Annotated in this window: 15 protein-coding genes; 5 read left to right on the top strand and 10 right to left on the bottom strand. The window is 50.6% G+C overall.

The annotated features are described in order from the left end of the window. Window positions 1–14: 14 nt before the first annotated feature. Complete coding sequence (locus FOA19_RS13445) at window positions 15–908, bottom strand: NmrA family NAD(P)-binding protein (RefSeq protein WP_149091317.1); 894 nt, start codon at window positions 906–908, stop codon at window positions 15–17. A gap of 217 nt (window positions 909–1,125) precedes the next feature. On the opposite strand from FOA19_RS13445, the gene FOA19_RS13440 reads away from it, so the two are divergent. Continuing rightward, on the top strand, window positions 1,126–1,662 hold the full coding sequence (locus FOA19_RS13440) for a DUF2911 domain-containing protein (RefSeq protein ID WP_149091316.1): 537 nt from the start codon (window positions 1,126–1,128) through the stop codon (window positions 1,660–1,662). A 96-nt stretch (window positions 1,663–1,758) separates the two neighbouring features. Here FOA19_RS13440 and FOA19_RS13435 read toward each other — a convergent pair whose 3' ends face one another. The 7 genes from FOA19_RS13435 to FOA19_RS13405 all read right to left on the bottom strand — a co-directional run bounded on the left by FOA19_RS13435 (window position 1,759) and on the right by FOA19_RS13405 (window position 11,088). Then, complete coding sequence (locus FOA19_RS13435) at window positions 1,759–2,610, bottom strand: SDR family oxidoreductase (RefSeq protein ID WP_149091315.1); 852 nt, start codon at window positions 2,608–2,610, stop codon at window positions 1,759–1,761. A gap of 242 nt (window positions 2,611–2,852) precedes the next feature. Further along, complete coding sequence (locus FOA19_RS13430) at window positions 2,853–3,077, bottom strand: hypothetical protein (protein WP_149091314.1); 225 nt, start codon at window positions 3,075–3,077, stop codon at window positions 2,853–2,855. A 187-nt stretch (window positions 3,078–3,264) separates the two neighbouring features. Then, complete coding sequence (locus tag FOA19_RS13425; RefSeq protein ID WP_149091313.1) at window positions 3,265–4,098, bottom strand: MBL fold metallo-hydrolase; 834 nt, start codon at window positions 4,096–4,098, stop codon at window positions 3,265–3,267. A gap of 113 nt (window positions 4,099–4,211) precedes the next feature. Then, complete coding sequence (locus FOA19_RS13420) at window positions 4,212–5,099, bottom strand: helix-turn-helix domain-containing protein (protein WP_223808889.1); 888 nt, start codon at window positions 5,097–5,099, stop codon at window positions 4,212–4,214. A 189-nt stretch (window positions 5,100–5,288) separates the two neighbouring features. After that, window positions 5,289–7,562, bottom strand: a complete 2,274-nt coding sequence (locus tag FOA19_RS13415; protein ID WP_149091311.1) for a TonB-dependent receptor — start codon at window positions 7,560–7,562, stop codon at window positions 5,289–5,291. A gap of 11 nt (window positions 7,563–7,573) precedes the next feature. After that, complete coding sequence (locus FOA19_RS13410) at window positions 7,574–8,917, bottom strand: tetratricopeptide repeat protein (protein WP_149091310.1); 1,344 nt, start codon at window positions 8,915–8,917, stop codon at window positions 7,574–7,576. Between the two features lie 74 nt (window positions 8,918–8,991). Next, entirely contained in the window at window positions 8,992–11,088 is a 2,097-nt protein-coding gene (locus FOA19_RS13405) for a DUF4331 family protein (RefSeq protein ID WP_149091309.1), read from the bottom strand. A 543-nt stretch (window positions 11,089–11,631) separates the two neighbouring features. On the opposite strand from FOA19_RS13405, the gene thpR reads away from it, so the two are divergent. Next, window positions 11,632–12,198, top strand: coding sequence for an RNA 2',3'-cyclic phosphodiesterase (gene thpR / locus FOA19_RS13400; RefSeq protein ID WP_149091937.1), 567 nt, complete (start codon window positions 11,632–11,634; stop codon window positions 12,196–12,198). Here thpR and FOA19_RS13395 read toward each other — a convergent pair. Continuing rightward, window positions 12,170–12,982, bottom strand: coding sequence for a DUF3667 domain-containing protein (locus FOA19_RS13395; RefSeq protein WP_149091308.1), 813 nt, complete (start codon window positions 12,980–12,982; stop codon window positions 12,170–12,172). The two genes, thpR and FOA19_RS13395, sit on opposite strands and share 29 nt — an antisense overlap. A gap of 272 nt (window positions 12,983–13,254) precedes the next feature. On the opposite strand from FOA19_RS13395, the gene FOA19_RS13390 reads away from it, so the two are divergent. From FOA19_RS13390 to FOA19_RS13380, 3 genes are all read left to right on the top strand, one after another. Continuing rightward, window positions 13,255–13,875 (top strand): pseudouridine synthase, encoded by a 621-nt coding sequence (locus FOA19_RS13390; protein ID WP_149091307.1) that lies wholly within the window; start codon window positions 13,255–13,257, stop codon window positions 13,873–13,875. A 358-nt stretch (window positions 13,876–14,233) separates the two neighbouring features. After that, on the top strand, window positions 14,234–14,932 hold the full coding sequence (locus FOA19_RS13385; RefSeq protein ID WP_149091306.1) for a LuxR C-terminal-related transcriptional regulator: 699 nt from the start codon (window positions 14,234–14,236) through the stop codon (window positions 14,930–14,932). A 336-nt stretch (window positions 14,933–15,268) separates the two neighbouring features. Beyond that, window positions 15,269–16,132: an MBL fold metallo-hydrolase gene (locus FOA19_RS13380; RefSeq protein WP_149091305.1), complete on the top strand. Its 864-nt coding sequence runs from the start codon at window positions 15,269–15,271 to the stop codon at window positions 16,130–16,132. Between the two features lie 168 nt (window positions 16,133–16,300). Here FOA19_RS13380 and FOA19_RS13375 read toward each other — a convergent pair whose 3' ends face one another. Then, complete coding sequence (locus FOA19_RS13375; RefSeq protein ID WP_149091304.1) at window positions 16,301–16,780, bottom strand: DUF4126 family protein; 480 nt, start codon at window positions 16,778–16,780, stop codon at window positions 16,301–16,303. Window positions 16,781–16,959 lie beyond the last annotated feature (179 nt).

The raw sequence follows: 16,959 nt of genomic DNA, 5'->3' as shown, positions 1-16,959 counted from the left end.
GTTTTCAAGTTAAATTAATGAAAAGCGGCGGCAAACTCTTGAGCAAACTGGCTTAGTTTCACCTTGCCCATTTCTGCCGGCCGGTTTCTGAAATAATCTTCAGCGAGTAACCCGCTGTGGAAACCGGCATACATTTCAGTTAATCCGGCGGCAATTTGCGGGTTCATACCGGCAGCTACCAAGCCATTTTTAGTTTGCTCATCTGAAACCACCTTCCATTCCAATTCTGGTTTTCCAATAGCAGCCCCTATGATATGGGCTGTTTGGCTTCCGGTAAGATCTTCACTGGCAACATAGCGGATTATTCGGCCCTGACCCAGACTGGTTAATTCATCGGCCACAGCCGCCGCAATGTCAATAGGAGAGACCCACGGAATCAGGTCCTCGGCTCCGTAATTTGCTGCAATGAAACCATACTGTTTAATCATGTCTACATAGCCATAAAGGTTATAATAGAATGAGGTAGGGCGTAGGTGGGTGATGGTTACCTCCTCAGGCAGTTTGTTTAAGATTTGTTCTACATCATGGGCCCCTAACAGAATACCATTGCCCTTCACCAGATGCGCTCCAATGCTACTAAGATTTACCACTCGTTTTACACCTGCCTGCCGGATGGCTTGTTCATAGTTTTTACCTAACCTACGGTAATAGGCCAGTAAATCCAGGGAGGGATCAAAATAGTTGTTGGGGGGCACCATCGTATAGACCGCATCGGCTCCACTAAAAGTAGAAACCAGAAATGGGATATCTTCCAGAGTGCCGATGGCCGCCGCAGCACCCAAGGCTTCAATGGCTTTTCGCTTCTCGGGGTTGCTGCTGATGACGGTTACGGCGTGTCCTTTTTGCACTAACTCTTCACAAAGTGGTTTACTGATGTGCCCCAACGAGCCTGTTACTACAATCTTCATGGTATTTGCTTTTAGGTTTAACAGAAGCAAATTTCCTTATAAAGCGCTGGGGTTCTGTAGCCAAATCTATGGTTGTTGTAGCCAATCTTCTTTTTAAGGCAAAAGATTATATCATACTAGCTTTTCTTCTGGAACCCAAGGATAGCAATAATCCCTAAAGATTTCGTTTAGAAGGAAAATCCTTTAATTTTAGAGGTGTAACTAATAAAATGCAACTATGAATACGCCAAAGAACAACTTCTTAGTACTAACAGTCCTTTTCCTGTTAGCCATGACTACCTCGGTATTTGCCCAGGACGCTCCTAAACCGAAAGCCAGCCCGGCGCAAACGGCTACTGGCAAAGTGGGTGCCGCTAACATTTCTATCGCCTACAGCAGCCCATCGGTGAAAGGACGGAAAGTGTGGGGAGAGCTGGTGCCGTATGGCAAAGCCTGGAGAGCCGGGGCCAATGAGGCCACTACCTTCACCACAGACAAAGACATCATGGTACAAGGCAAAGCCCTGAAAGCCGGCAAGTACAGCGTGTTTATGGTGCCTACCGAAGGTCAGTGGCAAATCATCTTCAATTCGCAGACCGGCCAGTGGGGCACCAACCGCGAAGGCGCCAACTTTGACCCAGCCAACAATGTGCTCGCAGTGAACGTGACGCCAAAAAAATCGGCCCAAATGAATGAAAGCCTGAAGTATGCCATCACGGGCAAAGGTTTTTCCCTGATGTGGGAGAACCTGGAAGTGCCGGTGGCGATTAAGTAATTAGCCTACCTTCTTAAAACAGAAAAGCCTGCGCCAAACTTTTGGCCCAGGCTTTTCTGTTTTAAACCTCTTTCTTGAAAAGAAGGCCAAAAAGAGTTACACCGATGGCAATGCCTGCGACACTGCCTTGGCAAGGGGAGTGGTTGGCCTACCGATCAATTTAGAGAGTTGGTGGCTTTCATCATACAGGGCACCGGAAGAGGCAGATACATCCCAACCGGCAATGGCGTGGGCGAAACCTTCTGGCACGCCGAAGCTGGCTAGCGCGGCGGCGTAATCTCCCTCTGGCAGGTTCTTGTAGGGAATGTCTTTGCCCGTCTGGCGGGAGATCTCAGCAGCCAGGTCTTGTAAGGTGAAGGCTTCATCGCCGGCGAGTTCATAGACTTTGCCCTCGTGCCCAGGGGAAGTTAGAACGGCTACCGCGGCTTCGGCGTAATCCTCGCGGGTGGAGCCTGAGATTCTGCCTTCGCCGGCACTGCCGATGAACGCGCCCCCGGCCAAAGCTCCGCCAATGGAACCAGTGTAGTTCTCGGTGTACCAGCCATTGCGCAGGAGCGTGTACGGAATGCCGGACTCCTTCAGGGCTGCCTCAGTGGCCAGGTGCTCCTCGGCCAAGCTCAGCGAAGAAGTATCGGCGTGCAGCAGGCTGGTGTAGACAATGTGTTTTACACCTGCCTTTTGAGCGGCGGCAATTACGTTTTTGTGCTGGGTAGCGCGTTGGCCTACTTCGCTGGAAGAGATGAGCAGCAGCGTATCAATGCCGGGCAAAGCGGCTTCCAGCGTTTCTGGTTTGGCGTAATCGGCTTCGCGGGTTTCCACGCCCAGGTCAGACGCTTTCTGCGGGTTGCGCACCAGCGCTACTAGGGTATGGTCTGTTGCCAGGGCTTTGAGTTTGCTCACCACCAAGCGGCCCAATTGGCCGGTTGCGGCAGAGATTCCTATGTTCATATGATGGCTTTTTTAGTTTTTGGGTTGTTTTTTTGGTTTCAGGGCTGAAAACGCATGGCTTTCGGGAGTAAGGTAAAGTTTTTCTGGAGGAACTAATTACCCGGGATGGTTTCTCGGAGGAAAGCGGGGGAGCCTGGGTCTGCAAGTACAAAAAAATAAGTACCTACTTCACCTAAAGCCTTTTAGTTGCTTCCTCGGTTCATTAGGTACTTACCCAAAACTCCACTTCCGGCGGAGATTAATTATCTGTTCTCCGGTTCGTTCGATCTGCTTTTCAGGTCGTCCTCGTCCTGGCGGGAAAGGAAACCTTCGTGGCCAGTGTTCCCCGAGGAGCCTGCATCATAGATAGAAGACGAAGGGCTGTTTCTCAGTTCTTCGCTGTCTAAATGGTAGGTGGCATTAGGATCTGCTTCGCTCTTTTTGCCGGTGGTAGGATTTGGATCCTGTTCTTTATCATTCTGTTCCATGGTGTGCATCCGTTTAGTGAGTGTTTTCCCAAAAGGGTTCTCTTTCTACGGTAGCCGAAGGGAGTAGTTGAGAAAGCCCCGCACAAACCTCAGGTGCCGGAAACGCAAGGAGGCTGATGAAAGCCACCGAAACCAGTGCCTTCATCAGCCTCCGCTGTAAACAATATCTCGCTAGTGATCTTGCGCTTTACAGAACAATGGTTTCTCCATCCTGCGGTATCAGCAGTTTTTTAGGGCTGATCTTCAACTCATCGGCTTTCTTCCGAAGGGAGGCTCTGGTGGTGCGGCAATGGTCCAGGGCATTCATATGGACGGCAATAACTTTCGCTTTGCCGCTTTCCCGTATCAGGGCCATGGTTTGCTCTTCCTCCATGAGGATGGGCGTTTGCTCAAATCCCTTCATGACAGCCCCACCGGAGTTGACAATGATATAGTCAGGCTTATAGGTTTTGATAGTCTTTTTGATTTCCTCTGTCCAGATGGCATCGCCCACCACATAGACGGTAGGCAGATTTTTGGCTTGCAGCACATACCCAGAGGTTTTGCCCATCATCTTCAAAACTTCGCCGGTGCCATGCTGGGCCGCTACCCGATGGATGTTGAGGTTCTTCCAGGTGTGGTTGTCTTCCACGGCCGTTGCGTTGGTGAATCCTTCCTTGGCAAAGAAGTCCTTGTCAGAGGGCTGGTACATCAAGGCAATGGTTTTAGGAAGGGCTTTGCTGGCGGCTTCATCAAAGTGATCTGCGTGGCTATGCGTCACCATAACTAGATCCAGATTGTTGGTGATGTCGCTCACGGGCATTTTCAATTCCACCGTAGGGTTTCTTTCCACCCCTCCCCAAGATTCAATGGTTCCTTTCGGCGACAACATAGGGTCTACCAGGATTTTATGCCCGGCATACTCCAGAACTATGGTAGCATTTCTAATTAGCTGAAGACTGGCTTTGGTGTTTGTTTTGCCTTGGGCAAAGGAGAAGGTAGCCGTTAAGGTGAACGCTACTGCTAGAAGTACTTTTTTCATTTCTTTTCTTTTTGGTGACTGATTGCGTTTCACCCCTCTGGCATTCATAAGTAAGAGAGGAAGAACGCAGGGCAAAGGTCCGGAAAAGAAAAGGAGGTACTCCTACCAAAGCGTTAGGCAATGGTACCATTTTGATAATCTGCCAGGAACTGGGAGGTGGTAAGACCAGTCTGCGCCTTGAAGAACCGCATCAGGTGGTTGGGTTCTGAGAAGTGAAGAACCTGGGCGATTTCATTGACCTTCAGTTCGGCATGGATCAGGTAGTTTTTGATCTCGAACACCAGCCTTTGTTTCAGTAGATGCGTGGCCGTGACATGGAATTGTGCTTGCACCGCTTTGTTCAACGTAATCCGGCTGATGCCTAGGAGGGCCACATATTCATCTATCCGCTGCTTTTCCTTTACGTGCTGTTCAATCAGTTTCTTGAACTGGAAGGCGTAGTTGTGCTCGGGTTTCTCCAGCGGCAGGTTGTTCTGGGTGGCATACTGCCGGTTCAGTTTCAGGAGGATATAGTACAGCAGTGACCGTACAAGGTGCTCACTGTCCACTTTGGGCCGCACAAGCTCTGATTTGATCTCGGTCAGTTTTCCGCAGAGGCTCTCCAACTCCTCCTTTTGCACCGCCAGGTCAAGCGGATAATCCAATTGGTAAAAGTAGAGCAGACGGTACGTGAACAATTTGTCGGCGAAGAAGTCATTCAGAAAGTCTTCCTGAAAGATAAGAAAGGTGTAATCCAACGGACCCTTATCCAGTTCCCACTGCCTTTTCTGAAAAGGGGACATAAACAGAACCGTATTGTCCCTTACCTGAATCTTGCGCTGGTTAAGGACCACGTAGCCGCTGGCCTTCTTGAAAAAGTAGATTTCAAAGGAGTCGGTGGTGTACACGCCAGAATCATGGACGTTGAAACTGGGGCTAATCTGCTGCAGTTCATGGCCAGCGCCTACATTAAGTAACAGCTCAACTCCGCACTGGGTTTTATGAAATCTGATGTTTTCCAATCCTGCTTCTGTCTGGTACCTTATGATTGACGGTCCAAAGCTAGCCAGGTTTCCGTTCATCCGCTACTTCTTACCAGATTGTTCTAAGAGTTGGCGCTTAGGTTTCCTATTGGGTAGAAACGGAAAGGTTCTGTTTCGGAGCCGTTTTCAGCAAAACAGCTCCGAAACAGCTTATGAGAAGCCGTTGACTTATAAGCCGAAGGTATACGAAACGCCGAGTTTGAGGAAGAATGGCGTACCGGGCGTAAAGTGGATTTCAGAAACAGGGTCTACTTCATTGGCCAGCCGTGACTCGGTTTCAAACTGCGCCTCTTTCCAGTTGCTGTTCAACAGGTTTTCGCCGCTGAGCTTGAATTCCAGGTTCTTAAAGGTGTAACTGGCCACGGCATCCAGCAGGAAATAACCATCAGCGGTTAGGCTGTAGTCCTCGTTGGCGGCGCGGTCACCTACAAAGCGGTAGCGCATGCTAGCTTTCCAGCCTTTCTTGTTTTGAAAACTCAGGCCGCCGGTGCTGGTGATGGTAGGAGCCAGCGGAATGTAATCATTGCCTTTTTCCTCCTCGCGGGCGCGGGGTTTGGCTAGGTTCAGATCCGTATCCAGGTACAGGTAATCGGTTAACTGGCCCCGCACCGAAACATCCAACCCATATCGGCGCGATTTACCCGAGGGTTCCACCACGCCTTCATCGCCCACATACACCAACTCCTGGTCTAAGTCCAGGAACCATACGGCGGTATTCAGGAACCAGCGGTTAGCCGGTTTAAACGTCAAGCCCAAGTCGGTGCCCCTGGCAGCGGGTAAAGCCGCTCTGCCGCTGGAACCCGCCGAGACGCGCGTGTCATTGGAGTGGTAGCCCATACCGGAATTGAGGTACACCTGCATCACCGGTGACACGGCATAGGTGAGGTTCAGCTTAGAACTGAAGCGGTTCTGTGCGTTTTTCTGCACGGCTGGTGTTCCTTCCCCCACTAAGGCACTTCTGTAAGTGAAAAAGATGCGGTCGGCGCGGAGGGCTGCGTTCACAGTAAAGCGGGAAGTCAGTTCCCAGGTCTCGCTCAGGTAGGTAAATGCATTCAGCTCGTCAATGTCGCCTTTCTGAACCTGGGAGAGGGTAGTAGTCCGGTTCTTGGTGCGGGACAACTCAGAACCCCTGATATCATCATACCGGAAACCCGCGCCCATTTTGTGCCGCAGCGGAAAACCCAGGAAGGATAGGTTCTGCTCGTAACTACTTTGGTACCCGTAGATCATCCGGTTTTCTTTCTGCCTGATCTGGTCGCCGTTTTCAGGGTCGTTGAGGAAAAAGGTAAAATTGGAGTACAGCTCAAACCCGTACTTCACGGCGTAGGCCTGGTTCTTCAAAAGGGCACCGTTGCTTAAGGTTTTGTCCAGCGTGAAGTTGGCATTGTAGCGAGAGGTGTAGCCGCCCTCCGTATCGTCAATGGCGCCAAACCGCCCGATGCGGCCATCGGCCACAGCTCGCTCTGGTATCTGCCCCGAGGCATCCCAGTTGCTTTTGAACGCGGACAATGAAGCCGTAAAGATGGTGTTGTTGTTGAAAATGCCCTGGTAGCGGCCCAGCACGTTGAACCGGATCAATCCCTGCGGCGATTCAAAGTAGCCGTTATTGAACAAGTACTCTGAGGCCAGGTAGGCGTTCTGCTGGTTGGCCCGGGCTCTCTGACCCAGCAGGTTCACCATGCCCACGGCGCGGTAGGTATCAAACCGACCGGCCTCCACTTTGAGCATGCTTTGGTCCAGCACACTTTTGGTCCTGAAATCGGCGTAGCCAGCAGTGGCGAAGTTGCCTTTCTCAGCATAATAAGGCCCTTTCCCGAAATCAACGGTTTCAATGGTTTCCGGGATAAGGAAATGCAAGTCTGAGTAGCCCTGGCCGTGCGCGTGCGAGACCATGTTCACGGGCATTCCGTCGGCGGTCAAGCTGATGTCGGTTCCGTGGTCAATGTCAAAACCGCGTAGAAAGATCTGTTCGGCTTTGCCGCCGCCCGCGTGCTGGGCAATCACCAAACCTGGTACCATGCGCAGCATCTCCTGAGCATTTTGGATGGGCCGCAACTGGGCATCCACGGCGCTGATCAGGTGAAGCGGGTTTTCCCGCTTGGCCGCCACAGATACTTCCTGCAGCTCCAGGTTGCTGGTTTCCAGGTGGGAAGTCAGGAGGGCAGGGGCGTTGGTGTGCACGGCCACCGTTTTGGTTTCCTGCTCAAAGCCCAGGTAGGAGATGCGCAACTCGTACTCGCCGGCCTGCAGGTTATGGAAGGCATATTTCCCGAACCGATCCGTCACGGAGATTTTTTCCAGCAGGGGGATAGACACCACGGCACCTTCAAGGGGAGTATTGGTGCCTTTGTTGTACACCACCCCTTTGATGGAAGCCTCGTGGCCATGCGCCACCTCTACCAAATGAAAGCAGAGCAGCAGGAGCAACCAAAGTTTTTTCATGCCCGAAGTTCTTATAATTTAGACAATGAAGAAACCAACAGGCTTTTCCCTTCGGTGCTGAGCGCCGTATTCTGGAACGGATTAATGGTGAATGATTTTTTGATGAGGCTTTGCCCGGCGGCCATTTTGCCCAGACGGTAGTCAATCAGACCATGGAGGCAAAGTAAGTCAGCGTTCTGGCTTTGGGTACGGTTAGCCTTCTGGATGTGCGCGGCAGCTTTGGCGTAGTTCTGTTGGTGGTAGTAGATGTTGGCCAGCGTTTTATTGACGTCAATGTTGTTGGGTCTTCTTTCGTATTCTTTGAGTGCATATTTCAGGGCTTTGGAGTAATCTTTCTGCAGCTCCATATAAATATTGGCCAGTTCCAGGTCCATGTTATGCCCGGCCTCCTGGTCTTCTTCCATGCCCGCCAGCATCTCCCGCAAAGTGGCTTTGGCTTTGGCGTTTTCGCCCTGTTTTTGGTAAAGACGTATCAATTCCTCCTGGAAGGAGAACTCCGGCAGAGTGTTGGCGGCCTGGGTGAATAATTTCATGGCTTCCTGTTTTTGGCCTCTTTTCACCGCAATGCGGCCTAAACCACCCAGCGCGAAGGCATACTGGTTGTATTCAGCCAAAGCGCGTTGGTAATAGTACTCGGCTTGGGCAAGGTCGCCGGTTTTCTCATACAGGGTGCCCAGGGTTACCTGGCTCCAGGCAGTTTGCTCCAGGCCCGGGAATCCAGCTTTCACGGCGGCTTGCATGGCTTCAATAGCGCCCGGCAAATCCCCGTGGATTTCGCGTAGGTAAGAAATGCGGGAATAGGATTTTAGGTCAGGGCGGAGGGACGTCATCTGGTCGGCCATCCGGATGGCTTCTTCGTAGTTGCCCAACTCCACGTTAGCGTCACAGAGCACCCCGTACACCGCCGCACCCCGCGGGTTCATGGCCACTGCCTGTTTGCCGGTCTCCAGGGCTTTCTCAAACTGATGGAGCGATAGCTGAATGGAGGCTTTGGCCACGGTGGTCTCGTACACCAACACCTCATCGGAGGGTTCCGCGTCCAGGATATCGTCTACCAACTCCAAGGCTGCCGGAAAGTAGTAGGGGTGGTCACCGGTCACCCGGGCCTCTTGCATGTAGGCCAACGCCAGGAGCAGTTTGCTGCGGTAGTCCCTGGGTTTCTCGCGCAATTTCCGCTGCAGTCCGGCAATGGCGGCTTTGGTGTTGAGCCATTCGCTGGAGGTAGAGATAGGCCCGTGCCGTTCTTTCAACTGCGGAATTGCCGGTTCCTGCTGGTACTTGTTATACTGGAAGAACCCGAACGTCACCACTAATGCGGTAGCCAGAATGGCGGTAAAAAGGTAGATTTTTTTCATGCCGGTTTCAGTAAAATGATGGGAAAACAGAAATAAAGGCCGGTGCCCTACAGCACCGGCCTTAGATCAACAGGTTACTTTGTCACAATGAACTTGATGGTCTCAAAGGTGTTTTCGCCGGTTTGGATGCGGGCGAAATACAGACCGCTTTTCAGGTTTTTCACGTCTACCACGGTTTCATGCACGCCAGAGGCTTTCTGCACGTTTTTCAACGGAGCAGACACCAGCACACCAGCCTCATTGTAAATCTGGAGACTCACAGCGCTAGGTTGGCCTATTTTGTACCGGAAGGTGGTAACGTCACGGGCAGGGTTAGGATAGCTCTCTACCCGTTGCAGCAGTACTTCTGGCGCAGCCAATCCCAAGCCATTCGTATTCTGGATGTTCAGGGAAGCAGGTCTGGCATTGCCGTTCAGGTCACAGTTGATAGCGATATGACCCTCAGAGAAGCCATCCCATGGTTTGGCAACATATGGGAACATGGCCTGGAACGGTTTGTCGTTTTGCTCTACGCCAGTGGTGAAGGTATACACGTCAAGAAGGTCTGTGGTCACCGGACTAGAACTGCTACCCGGGATGTAATCATCGTACCACAAACCAATAGCTGCCAGCACTATACCGCCCACTGCCTGCAATTCAATGCGGGTCACGTCATCCTCTAAACGGCGGCCATTAGGGAAACCGTCCATGTTAGGGATGAACTCAAGTTTGGTATTGGTGTTGAACCTTGCATCCGTTAAGCCCAGCACTGCGGCTTGCACCAAGCCCAGGCTGCTGAAATCTGGAGAGTTACGCGGGGTGGCAGGAACGGCCATGTTCACCCGCAGCATATCACCAAAGGTAGGCAGGAAGTTGTTGATGAATGGTTTTCCTTTGGCCAGTGGGTTGCCGTTTTTGCCGGTTGCCAGTTGATATGGGGCCAGGTTAGGTACGCCGGTCATGAAGATAGGCAGCAAGTCCACGGAGCGTGGCGCGTTAGGCCGAAGCAGATAATTGCCGTATAATTTGGGGTCTAACGCAGTTCCGTTTAGCGCGCTGTTTCCCACAAGTGGGTACAAACCAGGTTTTCCGTTCCGGAAGTCATAAGTACCTAATGACTTAGATTGGATTCTGAGCGGAGCAAAGCCCGGTACGGCACCCCCGAATTGAGAATCATCCATGTACAAGGCCAGTTCTGGGTTCACGAAGTACTCATCATACTTGCCGTTCTCCATGGTAGATGGCGTGGCGTTCCACTCGTCTTTACGTCCGATAGGAATGATTACCTCGTTGGTCAATGGCATACCCAAGCGAGAAACCTGTACGTAATCTCCGGAGCTGGTCACGGTTCCATTGGTGTTTCTAACCGTCATCTGTTTGCGGCTGGCCGAAGCCCAAACCCCAATCACAAACCTGGAATCCAGAACGTTGAAAGCCCGGTTCACGCTTCTCTTGTAATCTGACAAGCGGTAAGAAGGGATTTCCATAGCGATGGTGTGCACGTTCAGTTTGGCCAACCCATCTGGCGCCGCCTGGGCCCTGATGTTGCCTAAATCAAATATGCCGCCCGCATCCACAAAAAACGGATCATCAATAGGTCCGCAGAACACTTTGGAATCATCAGACAATTTCATGATGGACGCTTTCATGAGGGCGTCATAATTGGAGTTGAGGCCCACGGCGCCTTCAATGGAGCGGGGCCCTACGTTGTACGGTGCCACTTTGCCCATTCCTAGCACGGTTTCCCAGGTAGAGCCGCCGTCCATACTTTTCTTCACCGTGTAGGTGGCTTTCTCGTTTTCCTTGCCCAGCCTTATTTTAAAGAAGGTGGTAGGATCCTGGTTCTGTTTCTTGAACTCAAACCGGTAGATGATGTCGTCTTTGGTGGTTCTGGCGTTGTTTTTAATGTGAATGTCATAGGCAATATCCTCCCCGAAGTTATAATAGTTGGGGCCACCATGCGGCAGCTGGAAAGGGATATAGTTCGCGATGATGACCATGTTCTCCGGGTTGGTTGGGCTCCGGAAGGCGTACACGTCGGTGTTATCGGCGAGAGGGTCGTTGGCAATGATAGGTGCCTCCCGGTGGCTGGAGGATTCCAGGTAATTACTGGTTACCCCTACCGTAAACAGACCAGCAATGGCCAGTCCGGTTACCCATATTTTAGGTGTTAATCCGGTAAAAATTTTCATAAGCTTGAAATGTTAGGTGATATAGATCACTTACTACTCAGTAAGCCTTACCCCGAAATCTACGTCAAGCTATATAAGATTGGATTTTAAGTTTAAAATATATAATTAAAATAATTGTTAATTTCAGGAATATTCCAGTTGAAACTTTAATTATAGGCCTAATCCACTGATCCTAAGCTAAGTGCTTGATGAAAATTTATATTAAGCAAGATTAAGTACAGAATAAGTTTGTGATAGAACAGAAACAAGATGTAGTTTGGTATAATGAGCTACTTTAGGCTGATTGAAAGAGGATGAACTGCAAAACAGGAAGAGAAAAAGGGCTTAAGGTATAGAATTTACCACATTGCAGAAGGATTTATAAAGCAGGTTGACAAGCAGCAGAAAATAGGCTTATTCCTAAAGCATTATCTTGTTACTCCTGGCTAAAGCAGCTAAATACTTGTCTATCAACAGATTCTTTTTTGAAAATATTTTCTGGCTGGAGTTGCCTTGCCAAACGTAAAGGGGTGGGTCTAGTTTTCAGTTCTTGCGCCTATGACCATGAAAGACAACATCAGATTATTTGTGGCTGCCAAGTTGCCGACCAAGGTACAATCTTACCTGGTTCAAGCACGTGAAGCCTATCATGACCCCAACATCAGGGCGGTACCGGAAGAGAATCTGCACCTAACGCTGTATTTCATCGGGAACGTGCCCTATACGGAAGACACCTACATCAGGCAAACGCTGGCGCAGGTAGCACAACGGCACGCCCCTTTTACCCTTTCCCTGGAGCAATTGGAGCCCGGACCCAAGCTCCGGTCCCCACGCCTGGTTTGGGCACGTTTAAGCCAAAACGAGGCATTTTCAGCCCTTAGCCAAGATTTAACGCAAGCACTGGCGCCCGCACCCCCCAAACAGGAGAAGTTTATTCCGCACGTGACGCTTTGCCGCTTTAAGAAAGAAGGCGCTGCGCCCAGAGACCTACCCCTTGTTTCCCCGCCAGAGGAGATTTTGTACCCAGTGGCATCCTTTGCCCTTTGGCAATCGCAGCTGGCCTCGCCGCATCCTATTTACACGGTGGTAGAAGAATATCCGCTTAACGCGCAAACACTTTCCCTAGGATAGCAAGGAGGGCTTTTAGGGCTTGTTTCCAGAAAACAGGCTTATAAGGGTTTATTTCAGGATGTGGTATAAGTGAATGCCCAAGAAAAATTAGCAGGTACAAAGAAACCTGGAGCAGGATGGTGGGCAAGAGGCCTTTGAAAAACCCAAGAACCGATCTCTGCCCCGTGAATTGCAGGCAAGCCACCGCATAATACACGGCGTACAATCCTAGATAGGCCCAAATGATGGCTAGGTGATGTTCAGGGAAGAACTTCATCAGCGGGATGACCAGCAGCAGGAAGAAGACCGTGCGTTCGCCGGCGGTGTAGCAGGCAAGCACGGCAGCCTCGGCAAAGTTGACACCTTGTTTCCTGAACAGGAGGGAGGTGTACAAAGCAGTGAGCGGCACGGTAAAGAAAATAACCAGGTTGAAATGTTTGGTCATGAGGTTGGCCACAGGGTTGCCGTTTTTGGCCTGGAATACATCGACGCCAGAAAGGTTGATGATCAGGATGGACAAGGCCACCAACACCACCAGAAAGTTGAAGGGGTTGTAGAGGCTCTTCCGTTTTCCGTCTACATAGGCTCTGGCAATATGCCCAGGCCTCACCATCAGATGTTTGATGACCCCCAAGATGCTGGTGTCTGTATGGAAGATCGCGTGGAAGAACTCGTGCAGGATATGTCCTACCGTAAGCCGGTGCAAGTGGGTGCTTTGTCCGCAGGACGGGCAATAACTTTGGGTTTGTTCATAAGGGGCAGAACAGTTGGGGCAAGTGCGGGTGGCGGTTTGCGTGGCTTGCATCTTCTCAAAGGCTAAAGTATTGAAAGATAGAAAAGTTCTGGTAAACCTGCTATGCCTGTGAACCTGAAATTGAACCCAGCTTCAGGATTTGGTTTGTTCTCGTTTTCCTTACCTCAACCCGAATTCCTCACCAGACGCGCTTTCTGATTTTTATCTCTTTTTCCGAACCTACCCCTAAAAAGCTCTCCTTTTAATGTTGCGGAGAGTACCTTTGCTTCTGGTTTCCATTTCTGGCCCGTTTTCCGGAAATTAGCCCTAAAATTCTCTTTTCCTTGACCGAGCCAGAAATCCTCCACCGCCATTTCATTTTGCACAAGCCTTTCGGGTACCTCAGCCAGTTCATCGGGAGTCCGAAGAACAAGAAGCTGTTGGGACACATGTATGATTTTCCGGCGGGCACCATGGCCATCGGGCGTTTGGACCAGGACAGCGAAGGCCTCCTGCTGCTCACCACCGACGGCAAAATGAGTGAGTACGTGCGCGGACGGAAGGTGGAAAAAGAATACTACGCCCAGGTGGACGGTCTCATCACGGAAGAAGCGATTACTCGCTTGCAGCAGGGCGGCATTGAGATCTCGCATGAAAAGCAACCGTATTTTACCCTGCCATGCTCGGCTTCCCTACTAAACCCTGCCCCCGAGGTGCCGGAGCGCTCCCGCCGGGTACGCGATGACCGGCATGGCCCCACCAGTTGGGTATCCATCACGCTTACGGAAGGCAAAAACCGGCAAGTCAGGAAAATGACTGCGGCGGTGGGCTTTCCTACGCTGCGCCTCATCAGGGTAAGAATTGGGGCCATTACCTTGGGTTCCCTAGGGACCGGAGAGGTTCAGGAAGTATCTCAATTCGAGCTTAAACAAGAGGTGGAGGTAGGTATAAAAGAATCCCTTTGATTTAAATGTCAGATTTTAGCCGTTGGGGTTGTGATTTTTGAGTCACTGTGGTGGAAAAAGAACCTCTCAGAAGTCACTTTGTGTTTTTTTGACCGAAAACATCCTTCCTTCGTCACCTTTTTCCCTTCTTATTTCAAAAATTAGGGGTTTTTGTACTTTCTGCGTTTGCTCCTACTGCAGAAGAAAACTAATTTTGATTTTAACTTTAAAGTGGTGATTTTCTGGTAGACAAGGGTTTGGTTGTACCGGAAGGGGAAGTTTTTAGCTGTTTCTTCAAGCACAAAACATCGTTCTTTCTTATATACCCAAACTTTGTAGTACCTTCTAAGGCCAAAAGTAAAACCTAACATCAGTCCCCATGATCAAGGAATCCTCATTAGAGAAAATGAAGGCATTGGAGCAGAAGGTCCGGGAATTAGAGGAAAAAGTTGCCTTTTTGGAACGGGTGATCCATGAGGTCCCGGCCAATATCTATATCTCTGACCTGCAGGAAGGGGTAGTTTGGTGCAACAAAACCAACGAGGAAACCCTGGGTTATACGCTGGAGGAAATCAAGAGCATGGGCGGGTTGGAGTACATGCAGCGGATTGTCCACCCCGAGGACCTTAACATTCCCGGAGACAGCATCGCCCATTACCAGGAGTTCACGGGTGCCGAGTTCGGGGGTGTCTTCAGGGCCAGGCACAAAGAAAAGGAGGAATACAATTGGTTTATAGGCTGGGCGAAAGCCTTTTCCCATGAGCAAGACGGTCAAATCAGTGAAATCCTCTGCGTGGATGTGGACATGAGCCCGCGCATGAACACCGATACCCAGTTGATAGCCGCCTTGCAGGAAAACCTGAAGCACAAAAACGAACTCCTTATCAAGAGCCTGAGCAAGCGCGAAATTGAAATCCTTAGTCTAGTGTGCAAGGGGAGAAGTTCCAGAAGCATCGCCGACCAGCTCTTCTTAAGCGTGCACACCGTGAATACCCACCGGCGCAACATCCAGGCCCGGTTAGGCACCTCCAACGTGGCCGATCTAGTAGTCCTGGCCAAAGAGGCCGGACTTGGGTAAAATGAACCTCAGGGTAAATACGGATTTTACAGTTATATAGCCTTTAACAAGGTGGCTTTCTGAACGGCCTTGGCTTAAGTTCGTTAAAATAAACCTATCTGGTTCTCAGGAAAGTAGCCTTATGGCTTTCCGGGCCAAACCATAATGAAGGGTGGTACCAAGGGATATCTTCTCCTGTTTTGACCCTGTTTTCTGAAAAACAAAGCGAAAACCATTCTGGCTTTCGCAGGCATGTTGGTCTGTGGCAGACACTGAAAGTACTTCCTATTATTTTACAGGCAGAGGTACTTGGTTCTTGAGGTGCATGCGAATTCCCCTTCCCAAAACCTGATTCCTATGGATGCGAATGTACGCGTTGGCCAGGATTATAAGTTCATACCCATGTCATCGGTTTCCTCCGGGAAAATCTGGCAGGTCTGCCCCGATGTGTATTATTGTACAAACCAGATCGTGAATTTTGTGATGGTAGGCACCCCTTCGCACTGGGTACTCATAGATGCGGGAATGCCTAAATGCACAGAGGAGATTCTGGAAGTGGCGGAAGCGGTTTTCGGGCAGGGGAACCCACCGGCGGCCATTATCCTTACCCACGGCCATTTTGACCATGTGGGCAGCCTCAAAGGGCTGCTGGAGCATTGGCAGCAGGTATTTGTGTATGCCCACCCTTATGAGTTTCCGTACCTGACTGGCCGAAAAGCTTATCCTGAGCCTGACTCCTCGGTAGAAGGTGGAATATTGGCCAAGATCGCTTCTATTTATCCGAATGACCCTATCAGCATCAGTGAGGCAATTCTACGGCCGCTGCCTGATGACGGCGAGGTTCCGCAGCTGCCCGGTTGGAAGTGGATCTTGACGCCCGGCCATTCCCCCGGCCAGGTGGCGCTTTTCAGGGAGGCAGACCGTACCTTGATCTCCGCCGATGCCGTGATTACTGTAAAGCAGGATTCTTTCTATAAGGTACTGCTGCAAACAGAGGAAGTACAGGGCCCACCCCGTTATTTCACCACCGATTGGCAGGCTGCCTGGGAATCTGCCAGGCAACTGGAACTGCTCAGGCCCAACCTGTTGGTTCCCGGCCACGGCAAACACATGTCTGGCAAGGCACTGACCATGGGTTTACGCAAGCTTGTCCGCGATTTTGACACCATCGCTATTCCAAAACACGGCAAATTTGTAGAGGAGGCAGACGAGAACAGCTAACGCCAAGTAGCTTCTACATTCATCTGTAAACACGTTGCAATTTCTTCCAGGGAGCAAATGTATCTTTGTATATCTGTCCTGCTGAGCGCGCTTGAACCTCATAGAATAAAGAGCTTTCATGCACTTTCAACAGGACAGAAATAGATGGAGATATCTAGAAGTTTAGGGCTATCTTAAGATGGTAGTGCCCAGCTTTACCGCCAAAGCATCTTCGGCTAAGGCTAGGGCTGCATCTGGCAGTCCGGTGGCTTTGCCCAGCTTTTTGCGCAGATAGTAGAAGGCGTAAGATGAGGCCACGGCACCTACAATTCCCAACAATCCCCCGGTTATTCTGCTTTCACCGTTCGCCTCGGCGATGGTTGCGCCCACTAAAGCCCCGGAGAAAACCCTCGGCAGCAACTCAATGGGTGCAATCCGGTTAGGCACTTTGGGAATTTTATCGCCAAACATTTCAGCAAAGGCCAGGATTTTCATGCCCGTGGCCACCCCTGATTTTTGTAAGTAGTTGAAGTTAGACCCTGCCAAGCCAAGGGAGGGGGAATCTATGAAGTGATTGGAAAGAATGGCGGGGGCCGTCATGGCCCGCATGCCGGCAACGGCGCCCATCGCAAAGGCTTTCTGATGGGTAGAAGAAAGAGAGAGTTCCATAGTTTTGTGGTTGGTTTTCTAGGCTATACGGAAGATGTGGGCTTATTGTAACCTTCACCTAAAACCCTTAAGTGAAAGGAGGCGGTTTTGGGGCAGTTTTCTAAAAAATAGCTTTAAAACAACAAGGCTTAATTTTATTGGGCCTAGATCAAAATATAATTTTGGGTGGATAGTTATCC

Source organism: Rufibacter hautae, from assembly GCF_008271695.1.
Taxonomy (GTDB): Bacteria; Bacteroidota; Bacteroidia; order Cytophagales; family Hymenobacteraceae; genus Nibribacter; species Nibribacter hautae.
The sequence above is the reverse complement of the archived record's forward strand: the minus strand, read 5'-3'. Positions and strand labels throughout refer to the sequence as shown.